Genomic DNA, 17,640 nt, shown 5'->3' with positions numbered 1-17,640 from the left:
GGTTGCACATGTATGGGTGAGAAGCATCGTGGCAATCAGGAGCAGGACGGCTTAGTCTCCCGCCCTGCGAGAAGCCCGCCTTTTGGCGGGCTTCTTTATTTATATAGGATGTATACCCAGCGGACCGGATCGCAGGAGGCAATAGCCCCGGCGCTGTACCCGCCGCTGTTGCCGCAACCCGGCAGGAATCAGCTCTCCTTCGGCTTGAGTATATATAACTTTTTATATATGGCTTGAGGAAAACAAAAAGCAAGATGGTTGTTATTTGCCCCTGGGAGGGAAAACACAAGCATAAGATGGGCCGGCTTCGTCAAGCCGCTGCTAAATCGGTTTATAATCCCGTCTTCCCGTGCTGTTCTATATATACCGCCTTCCGGAAACCTGCCTTGTGCAGCAATCCGCCTGTTTTAGCGCGATGTGCTGGCGTTCGACCGGCGGTTTGGGGTTGTTGCACAATACATATCTGATTCAAAAACAGCTATATAGCGCAGGGGCCGGAAATAAAGTAAGGTAAAGTATTGCGGAAACTAAATAGGTTGCTATATTTATGGGACATAAGTGCTCAATCACTCAAATCCTTTAGATGCAGGCATGGGCCTTTGTCGTGCGCCAGTACTGACAAAGGTCAGGAGAAGGAGAGGGGTTGGTTGCAACCGAACCAGCTAGCGAGTGATGACATCTAAAATACTTCATCAGCTTTAAGAATATATACAAGTACTGCAAGCCACATGTGTACCCCACAGTGGCAGTGCCTGTACCCACTACCTGCCCGCATCCCTTTATCTGAAGGGGTAGCAGGCAGGCCATGTATTTCATTGCGACTGCATACCAGACAGGGACTGTCCTGCCATATACGTTAAGCAGCCGCCGCGAAACGGCGCAGGCCTTGCTCAGAGAGACGGAGCCTGTCATCTCAGAATCCTTTCAAGCGGCTATACTGCTTGGACGCCTCTTTAAAATTTGCCTATTCCTTTTGCGCATACGCTTACCGAGTGCCCTTGATTACCACCTAAGTTGTCTATTCACTAAAACTGTAATTATATGAAACACCGATTTACAAATTTGTTTGATCGTGATCATGCAAAAGTAAGGGGACGGTTCTTCAGCGCCGGCATTCTCTCTGTTGCATTATGTGCAGGACTAACCGCCCCGCAAAGCCATGCAGCGGCCATGCCAGACAGATCTATTGATTCCTTTGTAAGGGGAATTCCCATGAATGCCCCGGTGGCTTATGCCATCCAGGTAACAGGTAAGGTGACGGACACGAAGGGAGAGGCGCTTCCCGGGGTTTCTGTAGTGCTGAAAGGAACAACAATCGGGGCCAGCACAAGCGTGGACGGCACCTATAGCCTGAATGTTCCGGACGGGCAGGAGAACGGGGCGCTGGTGTTTTCTTATATCGGTTTCTTAAACCAGGAGGTGCCAATCGGGAACAAATCCGTGATCAATGTGCAGCTTCAGGCTGATGTGAAGGCGCTTGAGGAGGTGGTTGTGATCGGCTACGGCACCCAGCGCAGGTCAGATGTGACCGGGGCGGTTGCCTCGGTAAAGGAAGCAGAGCTTCGGGAGCGCCCGACCCCTTCTTTGAACCAGGCCCTGGCCGGTAAAATGCCCGGCGTGCAGGTGAACACCAACTCAGGCCGCCCGGGCGGCAGAACCAATATCCGCATCCGGGGTTTCAGCTCGATTAACTCCTCCAACAACCCCTTGTATGTAATTGATGGGGTGATGATGCCGCAGAGTAACCTGGCGCAGTCAAGCTCACCGATCGATTATATCAACCCCAACGACATCGTGTCCGTCGAGGTGTTGAAAGATGCTTCCTCTACGGCCATATATGGCGCAAGGGGCGCTAACGGGGTAATCCTGGTGACGACCAAAAAAGGACGCTCCGGGGAAGGACAGATCAGCTACAACGTAGATTTCAGCACGACTGCCATTGGTCCGAACCGGCCGGAAGTGCTTAACACAGCGGAATACCTGGCAGTAGAGGAGCTGGCCTGGCGGAATATGGAGAAGTACGATCCGGAGGGCTGGGCCTCGGGCAAGTGGGAATCCCTGAATCCGGCCCTGAAGCGGTCTAACCCCTTCCTGGTTGCGCAAGGCGTTTTCGATGCCAACGGTAATCCTGTGCACGACACCGACTGGCTGAAAGAAACCACGCAGTCCAAGCTTTCCCAGAACCACCAATTAGGTTTTAGCGGCGGTAACGACCGCACCACGTACTCCCTCTCCATGGGCTACCGCGATGACCAGGGATTTCTGAAGAATTCCTATATGAAACGCTACTCCGGCCGGTTTACAGTGGATGACCAGATCAAAAAATGGCTGAAAGTGGGCGGAACGCTCAGCTACAACAACCAAACAGAAAACCTGGTGGATATATCGGACCAGGTGGCCCGGCAGATTGTAGAGGACTTCCCTTTCCTGCCGGTAAAATACCCGGATGGTACGTTTGCCAACAACCGGGATTACCCACTGGCGGAAGGTACCATGAGTTCGATGCACCGTTTGCATGGCCGAAAGTACCTGCTCAATACCCAGACAACGATTGGTAGCCTCTATTCCAACATCCGGTTCGCGGAGGGGCTGGAAATGCGCACCGTACTGGGGGCCAATATCCTTACCCAGGAAAACAACGAGTCCACGACCCGGACGCTGGACATCGGTAACCGCGGAAACGCCGCTGCCCGGAACCGCAAGGAAAGCTTCTGGTCTTTGGAGAATTACCTGACCTATAACAAGACGTTCGGCGACATACATGCTTTTACCGGCTTATTGGGTATATCCTGGCAGGAGACCAATAATTTCGACATGAACGCTTCCGTTCGAAACTTCTCGACCGACTACTTCCTGTACAACAACCTGGGTGCCGGCAGCACGTCGCCGTCCGTGGGCTCAGGTGCTTCCCGAACGGCCTATAACTCGTATTTCGGCCGGGTAAATTACAGCTTGATGGACAAGTACCTGTTTACCCTGACCGCGCGGGCCGATGGCTCCTCCCGCTTCGGGGAAAACCACAAGTTCGCGTTATTCCCTTCGGCCGCCCTGGCCTGGCGGGTATCAGAAGAGGATTTCCTGAAATCGAGCAGTGTGATATCAAACCTGAAGCTGCGCGCAAGCTATGGCCTGACGGGTAACTCTGAGATTCCGGCTTATTCTTCTTTAGCGCTCTTGAGCTCTAACTATGCCGCAGTTATAGGGGATATACGAGTGGGCGGAACCGGCCTTACGCGCCTGGCAAACCCGGAATTGAAGTGGGAAAAAACAGCTCAGACTGATGTTGGGGTTGAGCTTGGATTGCTGAACAACCGCATTACCCTGGAGGCGGATGTCTACTACCGCAAAACCACCGACATGCTGCTGGACGCTCCCGTGCCGCGTACTACCGGCTATGCCACTATCCGGAAGAACGTGGGTTCCATGGAAAACAAGGGCATAGAATTCTCTATTAACAGCGTGAACATCGAAGGGGGTGATTTCTCCTGGAGCACGGGCTTCAACGTGTCCATGAACCGGAACAAGGTGCTGACGCTGGCCTCCCCGGCCGATATCTTCGGAGTGGGCGGGCCTAACTTCACCAACCAGACGAACATTATCCGCATCGGCGAGCCGGTGGGCTCCTTCTGGGGTCTGACCCGCGTGGGCATCTGGAGTGAGGCCGAAAGAGACGAAGCGGCCCAGTTTACGAGCTACCGCCCCGGCCAGACGCTCATGCCCGGTGACATCAAGTACCTGGACGTGAACGGCGACAATGCCATTACTGACGCCGACCGCAGCATCATCGGCAACGGAAGCCCGAAGGCCTGGGGTGCGCTCACCAACACCTTCCGCTTCCGTAATTTTGACTTGCTTGTGGACCTGCAGTACTCCTACGGCAACGATGTGCTGGACATGACCCTGCACTCCAGCGAGGACCGCCAGGCCCTGGCGAACAGTTACAAAACCGTACTGAACGCCTGGACGCCGCAAAACCAGAACACCATGATCGCCGAAGTGCGCAATACCCGGGCCGGCTATATCACCAACGTCGACACCCACTGGATCAAGGACGGTTCCTTTATCCGGGGCAGGAACATCCTGTTGGGCTATACTTTTTCCCCTACTGTTGCCGAAAAGATCAAGCTGAGCCGCCTCAGGGTCTATACCTCTGCCCAGAATCTGTTCTTGCTTGTTGATGACGAGCTCATCGGAGACCCGGAAACAGTGGGCATCAGGGATTCAGATGCGCAGAACGTGTTCTCGCAGGGCCAGAACTGGCATGGCTACCCGAAGCCAAGAACCTTCCTGGTAGGTCTGCAGATCGGCTTGTAATTCATGTATCTATTTAAAAAGACATTCATCATGAAGAGATATAAATTAAGAAATTTAGCGGGTGTTTTCCTATGCGGCACGCTCCTGCTGGGCGCTGCGGGATGTAACGATTTCCTGGAGGAGACGCCGCCTTCCAACCTGACCCCGGATAACTTCTATACCATACCGGATCATGCAGAGGCCGCCTTGGCCGCTGCGTACGCCGATACCCGCCTGGTGTATGACGGGTCTGGTATCTTTTCGTCGACCTGGCAGATGCTGGAGGCGCCCACCGGCACCGCCACGACCGAAACCGGCCAGAACTCGGACCTGAACAACCTCTACGGATTGATATATGATGGCACGACCGGCCATGTCGCCAACTATTGGAACGGCCTTTACCGGCTGATAGCACAGACGAACCTCCTGCTTGACAGGGTTCCGGCTATCACGCCGATGGATGAGGCCCATAAAAAGAAAATCATGGGTGAGGCCAAGTTCCTGCGGGCATGGGCTTATTTCCGGGCAGTGCAGTTGTGGGGGGATATCCCGTTGATCACCACGCCGCAAAGCCTTACCTCGGAAGACTTTATGCCTGCCCGGGCCTCGAAGGAGGAGATTTACCAGCTCATTATCGCCGACCTGACCGAAGCGGAAGAGGCCGGCCTGCCCTGGATGGACGCCACCGGGCGGGTATCCCAGGCGGCAGTCAAATCCATGCTGGCGAAAGTGTACCTGACGATGGCGGGTTACCCGCTCCAGAAGGGCGCCTCTCATTACCAGTTAGCCGCTGATAAGGCCTATGAGGTGATATCCTACGCGAACGCCAACCCCGGCATGATTAACCTGTTCGATACCTATGCGGATGTGCACAGCGAGAGCACGGAGAACACGCTGGAGCACATTTTTATGGTGCAGTATAACAACCTGGTGGCGGGCAACCCGATGGAGAACATGTACCCGAACTTTAAGCCGGTTACATATGCCGGTCCGTCCGGAACCGGAAGCACAGTGCCTACCACGTCGTTTTACGAATCTTATGAAGACGGCGACCTGCGGGCCAAAAACCAGGAGGGCTATTTCTATACCAGTTATTACACGAACGGCACGGGAGAGCCCTTTGAATTAGGCGCTCCATATATCTTCAAGCACTTCAATACCACCTCCGCCGGTGCGCCCGGGCTTACGCCGACGCGCAACAACAACCTGAACGTGCCCATTATCCGCTATGCGGAGGTACTGCTGATATATGCCGAGGCGCAAAACGAGCTGACCGGCCCTACGCAAGAGGCTTATGATGCGCTGAAGCGTGTCCGCGACAGGGCACAGTTAACGACCCCTCCGCTGGGCACCTACGACCAGGCCTCCTTCCGGGAGGATGTGTGGCGGGAGCGCTGGCACGAACTCGCATACGAGGGCATTACCTGGTATGACATGGTGCGGCTACGCAAAGTCTACAACGAAAACACGAACGGCTTTGATGATTTTGTAGGGCACGTGAACCTCAACTCGAACAAGGCCCTGGAGGAGAAGCACCTGCTGTTCCCGCTGCCTACTCCGGAGATGAGAAACAACCCGAACCTGAGGCCTCAGAATCCGGGTTACCCTGAGATATAAACAGCTTCTGAAAGCCTGGTACGCCTTGTGCCAGGCTTTTTATTGTCATTTTTTCAAAAGCCCCCGCCCGGTAATAAAGCGACGACGGCAGGATATGGCCGGTTTAAGCTGCCAGGAAACCATGCGCAACGGCTAACCAATGCTGATCCGCAAGGGGCTTTACTGTTTTGATTTTAGAGAGCAATATTTCAAAGGAACAGCCATGAAGAAGGAAATTACAAACCAGGGGCAACCGGCCACCAACCGGAGAGGGTTTATAAAAGCGGCGGCGGTAACGGCAGCCGGATTTATGATCGTCCCCCGCCACGTGTTGGGCGGCAAGGGCTTTCTGGCTCCCAGTGACCGCCTGGTGGTTGCCGGGGTCGGCGTTGGTGGCAAAGGACGCTCCGATATAGACTCGTTTCACAAAAGCGGGAAAGCCGACATCGCCTACCTGTGCGATGTAGACGACCGACAGGCCGCTACTTCAATTCAGAACTTCCCCAAAGCCAAATATTACAAGGACTGGAGGGAGATGTTCGACAAAGAAGCGAAGAACTTTGATGCCGTTTCAGTATCAACCCCAGACCATACGCATGCCGTGGTGGCGATGGCCGCGATGCAGCTAGGCAAGCATGTGTATGTGCAAAAGCCCATGGCGCACGATATATACGAAGCCCGTAAGTTAACTGAAGCCGCGGCCCGTTACAAAGTAGTAACCCAAATGGGAAACCAGGGCGCTTCGGGCGACGGCGTGAGGCAGTTACACGAGTGGTTCGATGCCGGGGTAATCGGCGATGTGGAAACTGTGTACTGCTGGACCAACCGCCCTATATGGCCGCAGGGCATTCCCTGGCCGACCACCAAAGCAACTGTTCCGAAAGAACTGGACTGGAATTTATGGCTGGGCACCGCGCCCTATAAAGAGTACGTGGATGAGGTGGTGCCGCGCAGCTGGCGGGGCTGGTGGGATTACGGCACCGGTGCCCTCGGCGACTTAGGTTGCCATCTGATGGAGGCACCTTTCCGGGTACTGAACCTTAAATATGCCACCGATGTGCAGGCAAGCGTGGGCAGCGTGTTTGTGGGTTGGGGAAAGCGGGGTATTTTCCCGGATAGCTGTCCGCCGTCCAGCCATGCCACGCTCACCTTCCCCAAAACCAGCAAAACCAAGGGGCCCGTCACCCTGCATTGGATGGACGGCGGCATTAAGCCCGAGCGCCCGGAGGAGCTTGGGGCGAACGAGCTGTTTGGGGATGGCAACAGCGGCATCCTGTTTGTCGGTACCAAAGGCAAGATGATGGCCAGCGAATACGCTGCCAACCCCCGTCTGCTGCCCCTCTCCCGCATGGAGGAAGTGAAGGTGAAGCAAACGTATGCCCGCGTTCCCGGCAGCGCCGACGGCCATTATGCGCAGTGGGTGGAAGGAGCTATCGCGGGGTACGGTAAAAAGGAAATGAGCTCGCCGTTTGATTTGGCGGGCCCGCTGACCGAGGCCATCTTGATGGCAAACCTTGGCATCAGAGGCGCGGACATCGCGAAACCAAGGGCTTCGGGCAACGGCTTCGACTACCCCGGCAGCAACATGAAAATGCTCTGGGATAACCAGAACATGCGGGTTACCAATTTCGATGAGGTGAACCAGTTTGTGAAACGCACTTACCGCGAAGGCTGGAGCTTAGGCGTTTAGCTTACGGCTGATCTGAAGGCGCCTACTGCCCTGCACCCTACACCTGCTGTTTGAGGCAGGTCCGGCGCAGGTTATTTGCCAAATTATAAATAAAATTATTTACCTTTTAGAAGCGCTTAGATAAATCAAACCAACTTTATGGCATTTCAAATTAAAAAGAAGGGCGAAGTATACGATGTAGTGATTGTAGGCTCCGGGGCAGGAGGCGGTATGGCGGCAAAAATACTTTCGGAAGCGGGTGTTAAAGTTGCCCTGCTCGAGGCTGGCCCTGATTACGACCCGGCCAACCCGGATCAGCAGACACAGCTGATGTGGTCTTACCAGTCGCCGCGCCGCGGGGCAGGCACCACCCGGGCTTTCGGCGACTTTGATGCGGCCTATGGCGGCTGGGAAATTGACGGCGAACCCTATACCCGTAACGGGGGCACTGAGTTTGACTGGTTCCGCGCCCGGATGCTGGGTGGCCGCACCAACCACTGGGGCCGTATCTCCCTGCGCTTCGGCCCGCATGATTTCAAGCATAAAAGCCTGGACGGACTGGGCGACGACTGGCCGATCTCTTATGAAGACGTGAAGCCGTATTACGACCGCGTGGATAAGATGGTGGGGGTGTTCGGGACTAACGAAGGGCTGGTAAACGACCCCGACGGTTATTTCCTGCCGCCGCCGAAGCCCCGCCTGCACGAGCTGATGATCAAGAAAGCGGCGATGGGCATTGGCGTTCCGGTTATCCCGGCGCGCAAGTCGATGCTGACCCGGCCCATCAACAAAGACCGCGGCTCCTGTTTCTTCTGCGGGCAGTGCGGCCGGGGCTGTTCGGTGCACGCCGACTTTTCTGCCTCCACCTGCCTTGTGAAGCCGGCCCGCAATACGGGCAATGTAGAGGTATATACCAACGCCATGGCCCGCGAGGTGCTGACTGACAAGACCGGGAAGGCCACCGGCATTTTATATACCGACAAAACCGACCTGCAGGAGTACCAGGTAAACGGCAAAGTGATTGTGCTGGCCGCCAGCGCCTGCGAGTCCGCCAGGCTGCTGCTCAATTCCAAATCGGCGCAGCACCCCGACGGGCTGGCCAACTCCAGCGGCATGGTCGGCAAGTACCTGCACGATTCGACCGGCGCCTCGCGCAGCGCCTTCATTCCCCACCTCATGGACCGCAAGCGCTACAACGAAGACGGCGTGGGCGGCATGCACGTGTATTCGCCGTGGTGGCTCGATAACAGCAAGCTGGACTTCGCCCGGGGCTATCATATCGAATATGGCGGCGGCATGGGCATGCCGGGCTATGGCTTCGGCTCGGGCATTGAGAACCTGAACGGGAAATATGCCGGGGCCGATGGTAAAACGAAACCGGCCGGTGGCTACGGCGAGTCGCTCAAAAATGATTACCGCCGCTTTTATGGGGCCAACGTGGGGTTTGCGGGTCGCGGCGAGTGCATTGCCCGCGAAGACAATTACTGCGAGATAGACCCTAACGTGGTGGATAAATACGGCATCCCGGTGCTGCGCTTCAACTACACCTGGAGCGACCACGAAATCAACCAGGCCAAGCACATGCAGGATACCTTCGAGAACATCATCGATGCGATGGGTGGCGTGGCGCTCGGTAACAAACCGGGAAAGGATGAAATGTATGGTTTAGCGAACCCTGGCCGCATTATTCATGAAGTGGGCACTACCCGCATGGGGAATGACCCGAAGCGCTCGGTGCTGAACAAGTTCTGCCAGGCGCATGAGGTAAAGAACCTGTTTGTGGTGGACGGCGGGCCTTTCGTGTCGCAGGCCGATAAAAACCCGACCTGGACGATCATGGCTTTGTCCATGCGGTCCTCCGAGTATATGATGGATCAGCTCAAGAAGCAAAATATAGCATAGTGTAAAATTTAATAGTATGGATAGAAGAGAATCCCTGAAAGCGCTGGCCATTGGATCGCTGGGTGCCGGCACCCTGCTCATAGGTTGCGACAGCGATACCAAAACTGACCAGAAAAGCGCCAAGGACGTCAGGAAAAACGCAGCGGCTGAAGGATATGGCCGGACAGAGGAAGAGAAAGAGCGCGATGCCCGCCTGATGGAGGAACAGTTCTTTACCGAGGCGGAAATGGCCACGATCACGGTGCTGAGCAACATCATCATCCCGGCTGACAGCCGCTCCGGCAGTGCTTCGGACGCCGGCGTTCCGGATTTTATCGAGTTTATCGTAAAGGACCGGCCTGAGAACCAGACGCCGATGCGGGGTGGCTTGCGTTGGCTGGATATCAAATCGAACAAGCTTTTCGGTAAGTCTTTCGTGGACGCGAGCAAGGCCCAACAGATCGAGTTGGTGGATATGATTGCTTACCCGGAGAATGCCGCCCCCGAGAACAGGCAGGGGGTCGCCTTTTTCAACCAGATGCGCAACCTGACCGCCACCGGCTTCTTCTCGAGTAAAATAGGCATTGAAGATATGAACTATATGGGCAACAAACCCAATGCCTGGGACGGCGTTCCGGAGGACGTGCTGAAGCAGTACGGGCTGGCCTACGACGAGAAAACGCTGGCGGAGTGCCTCAAAAACGAGGAGCGCGGCCAGATCATGACCTGGGATAGTTAGTGTCGTTACTACTGTTCAAGCTGATTTGCAGTATATATAAAAAGCGAAGGCGGCTGTTCCTTAGAACAACCGCCTTCGCTTTTTATATATAGGGTGTTTTGTAAGTGTATATATAGAAGTGCCTGATGCGCAGCCTTGTTGCTCCCTGCGCTTATATAGGTATATATAGCTGCAGGTGCTAATGAAGGGTGATCAGGGGCTTAACTAATCGGGACCTTCCGCAGAACGGCTTCAATGAAGTCTTTGGACCGGACGCCGTCTGCCTCGGCCTCGTAGTTTAGAATGATGCGGTGGTTCATCACGTCGTGCGCCACCTCTTTTATATCCTCGGGCAGCACGTAGTCGCGCTCATCAAAATAAGCCACCGCCTTGGCCGCGCGGTTCATAGCGATGCTGGCCCGCGGCGAAACGCCAAACTGGATATAAGGAGCGAAGTCGCCCAGGTCGTACTCGGCTGCGCGTCGCGTCGCGAACACCAGCTCGATGATGTACTTCTCCAGGGTCTCGGATATCTGCACCTGGTTTATCTCGCTTCGGATAGAGAAGATGTCCTCCTTCGACAGCACTTTCGAGACCGTATCCGAGTAGCTCATGTTCGACATGCGGCGCATAATCTCCAGCTCGTCCTCTTTTTTCGGGTAATCTATATATACCTTCATCATAAAGCGGTCTACCTGGGCTTCGGGCAGTGGGTAAGTGCCTTCGTGCTCCACGGGGTTCTGCGTGGCCAGCACCAGGAACGGCAGGTCCAGCCGGTAGGTGGTCTCGCCAATGGTTACCTGCTTCTCCTGCATCGCCTCCAGCAGCGCCGACTGCACCTTGGCTGGGGAGCGGTTTACCTCGTCGGCCAGAATCAGGTTCGCGAAGATCGGGCCTTTCTTCACTTCAAAAACAGAGGCGTTCTGGTTATAGATCATTGTCCCGATCAGGTCGGAGGGCAGCAGGTCCGGGGTGAACTGGATGCGCTGGAAATCGAGGTGAAGGGCTTTGGACAGGGAGTTGATGGTGAGCGTTTTTGCCAGCCCGGGCACTCCCTCCAGCAGGATATGGCCGCCGGTAAACAGGCCGATCAGGAGGCGGTTTACCATATAGTTCTGGCCCACCACCACTTTGCTGACCTCACTCAGCACCTGTTTTATCTTCTGCTGGTGCGCCTTTACTCTGTCCGGGTATATCAGTTCTTCTACTGGCATGCTGCTCTTGTTCCTTAAACCGCCTCAATATAGTCATAATACGAGATTTGTGCGGGAATATTGTGCGAACGAAAAGGCCTTCGGGCCGTGCAGCTATCTTGCAGCTGCACGGCCCGAAGGCCTTTTACCGGATACTTCTATATGTTAACCTAAGCCGCGACAGGCATTTGTTTCTTCAGCTGCTCCAGGCGGTCCCGCTGCGCCACGCGCACCGTGTCGATGAGCACATTTATGCCGCTGCTCTCTTCCACCACATCCATGGGCAGCACCATCACCGAGTCGTGGGTCCTGATATGGATTTTGCGGTAGCGCGTCATAAGGTAAAGGATCAGGAAAAAGCCGCTGAAAAGTGCAAAGGAATTATCGAAATAGGCAGTCAGCGCCATCGCTATGCTCAGACCCAGGTACAGGGGAGTGCCCGTTTGCTTGATCTCCCAGGTAACGATGTCCTCCAGCATAATGGAGTTCTTCCTGGGTTTAGCCCAGGAGAAACCGGATTTCATGAGGCGGTGCGTTGTGAGGATGATTTTCTTATCGACCGTCTGGATAAGGCACTGTTCTCCTTCGAATAGCTTTTTCGCAGCCATAAGTAATGACGTATTAAGTTTGTGTAAAGTGTTTGTTATAGCGCAGTATTTTATTATCACAGCCTGCTGAAACCTTCTTGTAACAGAGATTCCGAAAGCTGACAAAGGGTTGCAAGCACATTCTGAAAAAAACCTGAATTTTAATTGCAGGGCCGAAAGTAAGCGTAAAACCAACTCAAAGCAACAACTAATTCTGATAACGCAATAGTTCCGGGGAAAATTGCATCGCAATATGGGTATTGTATAGCAGCGGCATGAAAAAGCCCGTTCTGACGCGTCAGAACGGGCTTTCGGGGTATATGCTCAGGCAGGGTTACTCTGATAAATACAGGTCGCCCTCAAAACCGTGCGCGCGCTGGTTTTTGAAGCGCGTAATATCGGTCTGCATGTTGTCGTATATCTCCTGCACCTCCTCGTACTCCTGGGCGAGTGGTTTTATATGCTCGCTTAACAGCTTGGCTGCCAACGGGTAGAACTTGGCGTCGTCCGTGTTTTTCACGTTTACTTTGAAGGAGCTAACGGCGTTCTCCAGCTTTTTCATGGCAGCCGGGTACTTGGCTTTAAACTGCTGAATGGTGTCGCGGAGCTTTTCCCGTATCATCAGGTACAAGTCTTCCTCAAAGGTCATTCCGAAGTCATCATCCTCTTCCTCGTCGTCAAAGTCGTTGTTGGCGAAGTCGTCGTCGTAGTCAAAATCTTCTCTCATGGCTGATAATAAGGTTCTCTTTTGTGAATTACGGGTATACTTTCTGTTTGTGTCAGGTTCGGCTGATTTTCCGGGTTAACAAGCCGTGCCGATTTTTAAGTTCCGGAGCGGCCGTTGTTCGCAGCCGCTGCATAATTAACGTTTCATAAGCGCATTTGCAACATGCCTACGCCGCTCTTTTAAGGTTGTTGCCTATTTTTCGGGCAGGGGCTTATTTTATCTTGCCAAAGGTCCAAAAGGCTGTCCCAATGGATATAAACGAATAGCGCCGCTGTTTCTGCAGCGGCGCTAATTGCACTGTATTTTTCAGGCGCTGTCAGGAGTACTTGCGCTCGATGAGGCGCAGCAGCTTGTTTACGTGCTCTTGCTTTTTGCTCCAGTCATACTTACCGGCTACCTCGCGCGTGATGTAACGCTTGGCTTCCTCCGGGTCTGTGTACTCGTCCAGGGCCTTGATGGTGTGGTAGTACGTCATGTTGTCGCCGTTGAAAAGCTCGTTGATGAAACTGAAGCGCTGGTTGATGGAAATTGAGTTCTTCAGCGACTCGATCTTCTGGTTGCTGTGCGAGTCGGCGAGCGAGGCGGCAGGGGCTTTCCGGAAGTTGTCGTTCAGGGTCGGGCGCACATTGGCGGGCGCAACCTCCTCAGCATCGTCATCGTCGTGGCGGTAGGCCGGCCGTGCCGTCGGGGCAGAGGCCTCGCGCTGCGCCGTGTGGATGGGCGAAACGACTTCCTGCTCCCGCACCGGGGCGGCCGGCGTCGGCTTGGGCAGCGGGGTAGCCTCCACAGCGGGGGCGCCTTGCCCGGCGGCCTCCTGCTCCGTGATCGGCAGCAGGCTGCTGAACTTCTGCAGCAGCTCGTGCAGCGGGGTGCGCTTGTCCTGGTTGGCGTTGATGTAGAGTTTAAACCGGCTCAGGATATACTCCCGGTCACGGCTGCTGGGCGAGAGGGTGTCGATGAAACCGGCAAAGAGCGGCTTGTCGATGTCGATGTACTTCAGGTTCTCTTGCAGCTTGGGCAGGGCGATCTCCTCCTGAATGCGCAGAAACTTCTCCTCAAACGTGGTGACAGGGGCCAGCACCACCAGAAAGGTGTCATATATGGCTTTCTGCAGCAGCGGTTCAAACGCATTGCGCTTCATCAGGATCTTGCGCGAGATCACATTCATAAAGTTCAGCAGCGCCTCTTTCACGTCCTCATGCTCATAGTCGAAGTAGGGGCTGCGGAGATTGGCCATCTCCTGGTGCCACTTCAGCAGCAGCTCTTTTATCACGAAGAGGTTTACCTGCTTAATGGGCGTAAAGTGAAGCAACTGAGGGCCGTTCAGGGTGTCGTAGGTGGCAAAGTGGCGGTCGCAAAGCAGATTTGCCAGCTGTTTGCTGTAACGCTCCAGGTGTAATTGATTATATTTGTCTTCCATGGGTATGCTATCTCCTGTAAAGTTATAAAATTATGCCGAAGTTGACGGTGCAAAACCTCGCGCAGCTTCAAGTAAAAATTGCACCGGGGCAAACCCTGCTCGCCGCCCTGCAGGCCCAGGGCCAGGACTGGATGCACGCCTGTGGGGGCAAGGGCCGCTGCACTACCTGCCGCATTATTGTGCTGCAGGGGCTGGCGCATTTCGGGCCGCTGACGGAGGCCGAATTGCGCTACCGCAGCCGCGGCCGCCTGAAAGATAACGAACGGTTGGCCTGCCAATGTACATTGGAAGGCGGCGATGCCACCGGGAAAGTGCCAGAGCAAACCAAGCTGCCGCACCTGCGCTATACTCAGAGCACTGAAAGTTAAAATGAAAATGCTTCAGGGAGGCAGCAATCAACCATTTAGCCATATATCCATTCAACCATATATAAGAACACATCATCCGAAATGTTTATTGAACCACGCGTAGGCAACATTAACCGGGCTGCCAGAAGAGGATGGATTGAGGTGATCTGCGGATCAATGTTTTCGGGGAAGACAGAGGAGCTGATCCGGAGGCTGAACCGGGCGAAGATCGCGAAGCAGCGTATCGAGATATTCAAACCGATCATCGACAAGCGCTACCACGAGGAGGACGTGGTGTCGCACAACGCCAACTCGATCCGCTCCACGCCCATCGACTTTGCCCAGGACATGCTGCTGCTGGGCGGCAGCTGCGATGTGATAGGCGTGGACGAGGCCCAGTTCTTCGATGAGGGGCTGGCCGAAGTATGCGTAAAACTCGCTAACAGCGGCGTGCGTGTGATCGCCGCCGGCCTCGACATGGACTACCTGGGCAAGCCATTTGGCCCGATGCCGGCGCTGATGGCCGTGGCCGAGTACGTCACCAAGGTACACGCCGTGTGCGTACAGTGCGGCGATATTGCCACCTACTCTTACCGCAGCGCCGCCTCAGCGCAACAGGTGCTTTTGGGCGAGACCGACTCCTACGAGGCCCGCTGCCGCCACTGCTTCGTCGAAGGCATGAAAAACAAGAAATAAGCGTTACAGTTTGCAGCGTGCCGCCGTTTCGCGCAACGCCAAAAGCAGCCTATATAAATCCATGAGCCCAGCGCCCATCTTCCGTCAGCAGCTATATATGACCTGCATCTTTCTGATCGCAGTGCTGGTGCTAATTAGCGGGCAGGTATATGGGCAGCGCAACCTGGCACTCGGCAACTGGCAGGTGCACGTGCCGTACCAGCAGGCCATGGCGGTGGCCGATGCCGGAGACAGGGTGTATGTGGCGACCGCCAACGGGCTCTTTTATTACGACAAGGAGTTCAACACGACGCAACCCATTTCGAAGGTGGATGGCCTGCAGGAGCAGCAGATCAGCGCCATTGGCTATGATGCCGCTACCGGCACGCTTGTGATCGCTTACGCCAGCACGCAGGTCGATCTGCTGCGCGACAACACCATCTACACCATCCGTGACATCTTCCGGAAGGCCCTCCCCGGCGAAAAAAAGATCAACCACATCCATATAGCGGACAAGCTGGCTTACCTTTCCAGCTCCTTCGGGGTGGTGGTGGTGGACCTCCAGAAGCTGGAAATAAAAGACACCTATGGCAACCTTGGCCCGCAGGGTGCGGCCGTGGATGTGCAGGCAGCCGCCATCCTGCGCGACAGCATCTATATCGCCACCAACCTGGGCGTGCTGGCGGCGCAGCGGTCCGGGGCAAATCTGCAGGACTTCCGCCATTGGGCAAGCCTGAATGCCGGTTTGCCTGCCGCTGGTGCCGCTGCCAGCCTCGCGGCCTTCCACGAAAAGCTCTATGCCGGCACCGCGTCCGGCGGTTTATATACCCTGCGCGGCGGAAGCTGGCACCGCACCGCAGTGGATTCTACCACAGTTATCAACAGCCTGGCTGCCGCCAACGGCTACCTGACCATCGCGACAGCCTCCGGCGTTACGCTGCTGGACCAGCGGCGGCAGGTGCAGGCATTGGCGCACGAGCTGCTCCCCGCGCCGCAGGACGCCCTTGTGGGTGCTGACGGCAAGGTGTGGGTGGCGGATCGCGTAAATGGGCTGGTGCGGCTAAATACGGATGGCACTGCCGCCGCCGCTTTCGCCCCGAATGGCCCTTACTCGATCAATAGTTTCCAGCTATACACCCACAGGGGCAAAACCTATGTGCTGAGCGGAGGCTATTCTGAAAGTTACCTGCCCGCCCATATCCGCGACGGCTTTTTTGTGCATGAGAACGGCAGGTGGTCGAACTACAACCAGTTTCTGTACCCCGACCCGCAGGCGTATATACCCACCCGGGATCTTGTGACGGCGGTATATAACCCGGTCACCGGAAAAATGTATTTCGGGAGCTACGGCAATGGCGTGCTGGAATGGGGCGGCGTAGGCAGCGCCGTGCGCCACAACAACAGCAACAGCACCCTGGTGAGCGCGCTGTCACCGGAAGACCGGGAGAGCGTGCGCGTGACAGATATGGCGGTGGATGCGGCGGGCAACCTGTGGGTGGTAAACCCCAGCCAGCAGGCTGGCGCGCCGGGGCTGCACACGCTACACCCGGACGGCACCTGGGAATCATCTGTGCTGCCGGGAGTGGCTGACGGAAACAACCTGAGCCATATACTGATTGACGATGTCGGGCAGAAGTGGCTGTCCGTCTCGCGCCGCAAAAGCAACGGCGGCCTGCTGGTGTATGACGACGTGCAGAAACGGGTGCTTTCTCTTTCTGTGGGCGAGGGGAAAGGCGGTTTGCCGGACGGCTCCGTGCACAGCATGGCCAAAGACCTGAACGGGGATATATGGGTAGGCACCGCCAATGGCGTGGGCATCTACTACAATACTGACTTCGTTTTTGAGACGCAGCCATATGATGCCCACCTGCCCATTATTGACGGGCGCCCCCTGCTGAACGGGCAGACGGTGCGTGCGATTGCCGTAGACGGTGCCAACCGCAAGTGGGTGGGCACCGACAGTGGCCTCTGGCACTTCGGCCCGGACGGCGATGAGCTGCTACGGCATTACACCGCCCAGAACAGCCCGCTGCCTTCCGATAGTGTGCTGTCGGTGGCGGTGGAGCACCAGACGGGCGAGGTGTTCGTGGCAACTACGGCCGGCCTTGCCTCTTACCGCGCAGGCGCCACCGTTACTGAGGGGGAGCCGGAGTGTGCCACCGTGTTCCCGAACCCCGTGCGCCGCGACTATACCGGCCTGGTGGGCGTGTCGGGCCTGCCGAACAACGCCCACGTGCGCATCACCGACATCGCGGGCACGCTGGTATATAAAACCAGGGCCACGGGCGGCACCCTCGCCTGGAACGCCCGCGACTACAACGGCAAACGCGTCAGGGCGGGCGTGTACCTGGTGATGAGCTCGGACGAAAGCGGGAAGCAAACCTGCATCAGCAAAATCGCCGTACTGGAATAGGGGAGGGCCCGCCGCCAAAGGAGCTGATTGTTAGCTGCTGATAATTTTTAGTGGTTATTTATTTGCAAGCCGATACGTAAAACTCATGTGGTTCAATCATACAGCCAGTTAATATGCTATA

At 55.7% G+C, this 17,640-nt stretch carries 12 protein-coding genes; 8 read left to right on the top strand and 4 right to left on the bottom strand.

Annotated features, from left to right (window positions below; translation table 11 throughout):
• Positions 1–1,212 precede the first annotated feature (1,212 nt).
• The 5 genes from ABD920_RS12415 (at position 1,213) to ABD920_RS12395 (ending at position 10,178) form a co-directional block, all read left to right on the top strand.
• Positions 1,213–4,314: a SusC/RagA family TonB-linked outer membrane protein gene (locus ABD920_RS12415; protein WP_345159831.1), complete on the top strand. Its 3,102-nt coding sequence runs from the start codon at positions 1,213–1,215 to the stop codon at positions 4,312–4,314.
• Between the two features lie 30 nt (positions 4,315–4,344).
• A complete protein-coding gene (locus tag ABD920_RS12410; RefSeq protein ID WP_345159420.1) occupies positions 4,345–5,910 on the top strand; it encodes a RagB/SusD family nutrient uptake outer membrane protein in 1,566 nt (521 codons plus the stop codon).
• A 202-nt stretch (positions 5,911–6,112) separates the two neighbouring features.
• Entirely contained in the window at positions 6,113–7,579 is a 1,467-nt protein-coding gene (locus tag ABD920_RS12405; RefSeq protein ID WP_345159419.1) for a Gfo/Idh/MocA family protein, read from the top strand.
• A 138-nt stretch (positions 7,580–7,717) separates the two neighbouring features.
• Positions 7,718–9,460, top strand: a complete 1,743-nt coding sequence (locus tag ABD920_RS12400; RefSeq protein WP_345159417.1) for a GMC family oxidoreductase — start codon at positions 7,718–7,720, stop codon at positions 9,458–9,460.
• 16 nt (positions 9,461–9,476) lie between these two features.
• On the top strand, positions 9,477–10,178 hold the full coding sequence (locus ABD920_RS12395) for a gluconate 2-dehydrogenase subunit 3 family protein (protein ID WP_345159415.1): 702 nt from the start codon (positions 9,477–9,479) through the stop codon (positions 10,176–10,178).
• A gap of 200 nt (positions 10,179–10,378) precedes the next feature.
• On the opposite strand, the gene ABD920_RS12390 is transcribed toward ABD920_RS12395, so the two are convergent.
• The 4 genes from ABD920_RS12390 to ABD920_RS12375 all read right to left on the bottom strand — a co-directional run bounded on the left by ABD920_RS12390 (position 10,379) and on the right by ABD920_RS12375 (position 14,084).
• Positions 10,379–11,371: an AAA family ATPase gene (locus ABD920_RS12390; protein WP_345159413.1), complete on the bottom strand. Its 993-nt coding sequence runs from the start codon at positions 11,369–11,371 to the stop codon at positions 10,379–10,381.
• A 149-nt stretch (positions 11,372–11,520) separates the two neighbouring features.
• Positions 11,521–11,958, bottom strand: coding sequence for a hypothetical protein (locus tag ABD920_RS12385; protein ID WP_345159411.1), 438 nt, complete (start codon positions 11,956–11,958; stop codon positions 11,521–11,523).
• Positions 11,959–12,271: 313 nt separating this feature from the next.
• Positions 12,272–12,664, bottom strand: coding sequence for a hypothetical protein (locus ABD920_RS12380; protein WP_345159410.1), 393 nt, complete (start codon positions 12,662–12,664; stop codon positions 12,272–12,274).
• Positions 12,665–12,980: 316 nt separating this feature from the next.
• Positions 12,981–14,084: a hypothetical protein gene (locus ABD920_RS12375; RefSeq protein ID WP_345159408.1), complete on the bottom strand. Its 1,104-nt coding sequence runs from the start codon at positions 14,082–14,084 to the stop codon at positions 12,981–12,983.
• A gap of 32 nt (positions 14,085–14,116) precedes the next feature.
• Here ABD920_RS12375 and ABD920_RS12370 point away from each other — a divergent pair, with 32 nt between their 5' ends.
• The 3 genes from ABD920_RS12370 to porZ all read left to right on the top strand — a co-directional run bounded on the left by ABD920_RS12370 (position 14,117) and on the right by porZ (position 17,519).
• On the top strand, positions 14,117–14,452 hold the full coding sequence (locus ABD920_RS12370) for a 2Fe-2S iron-sulfur cluster-binding protein (RefSeq protein WP_345159406.1): 336 nt from the start codon (positions 14,117–14,119) through the stop codon (positions 14,450–14,452).
• A gap of 81 nt (positions 14,453–14,533) precedes the next feature.
• Entirely contained in the window at positions 14,534–15,127 is a 594-nt protein-coding gene (locus tag ABD920_RS12365; protein ID WP_345159404.1) for a thymidine kinase, read from the top strand.
• Positions 15,128–15,188: 61 nt separating this feature from the next.
• Entirely contained in the window at positions 15,189–17,519 is a 2,331-nt protein-coding gene (gene porZ / locus ABD920_RS12360; RefSeq protein WP_345159403.1) for a type IX secretion system anionic LPS delivery protein PorZ, read from the top strand.
• Positions 17,520–17,640 lie beyond the last annotated feature (121 nt).

This window comes from Pontibacter saemangeumensis (assembly GCF_039541895.1).
Lineage (GTDB): Bacteria > Bacteroidota > Bacteroidia > Cytophagales > Hymenobacteraceae > Pontibacter > Pontibacter saemangeumensis.
Note: the sequence above shows the minus strand (reverse complement) of the source record. Positions and strands in the feature narration are given on the sequence as shown.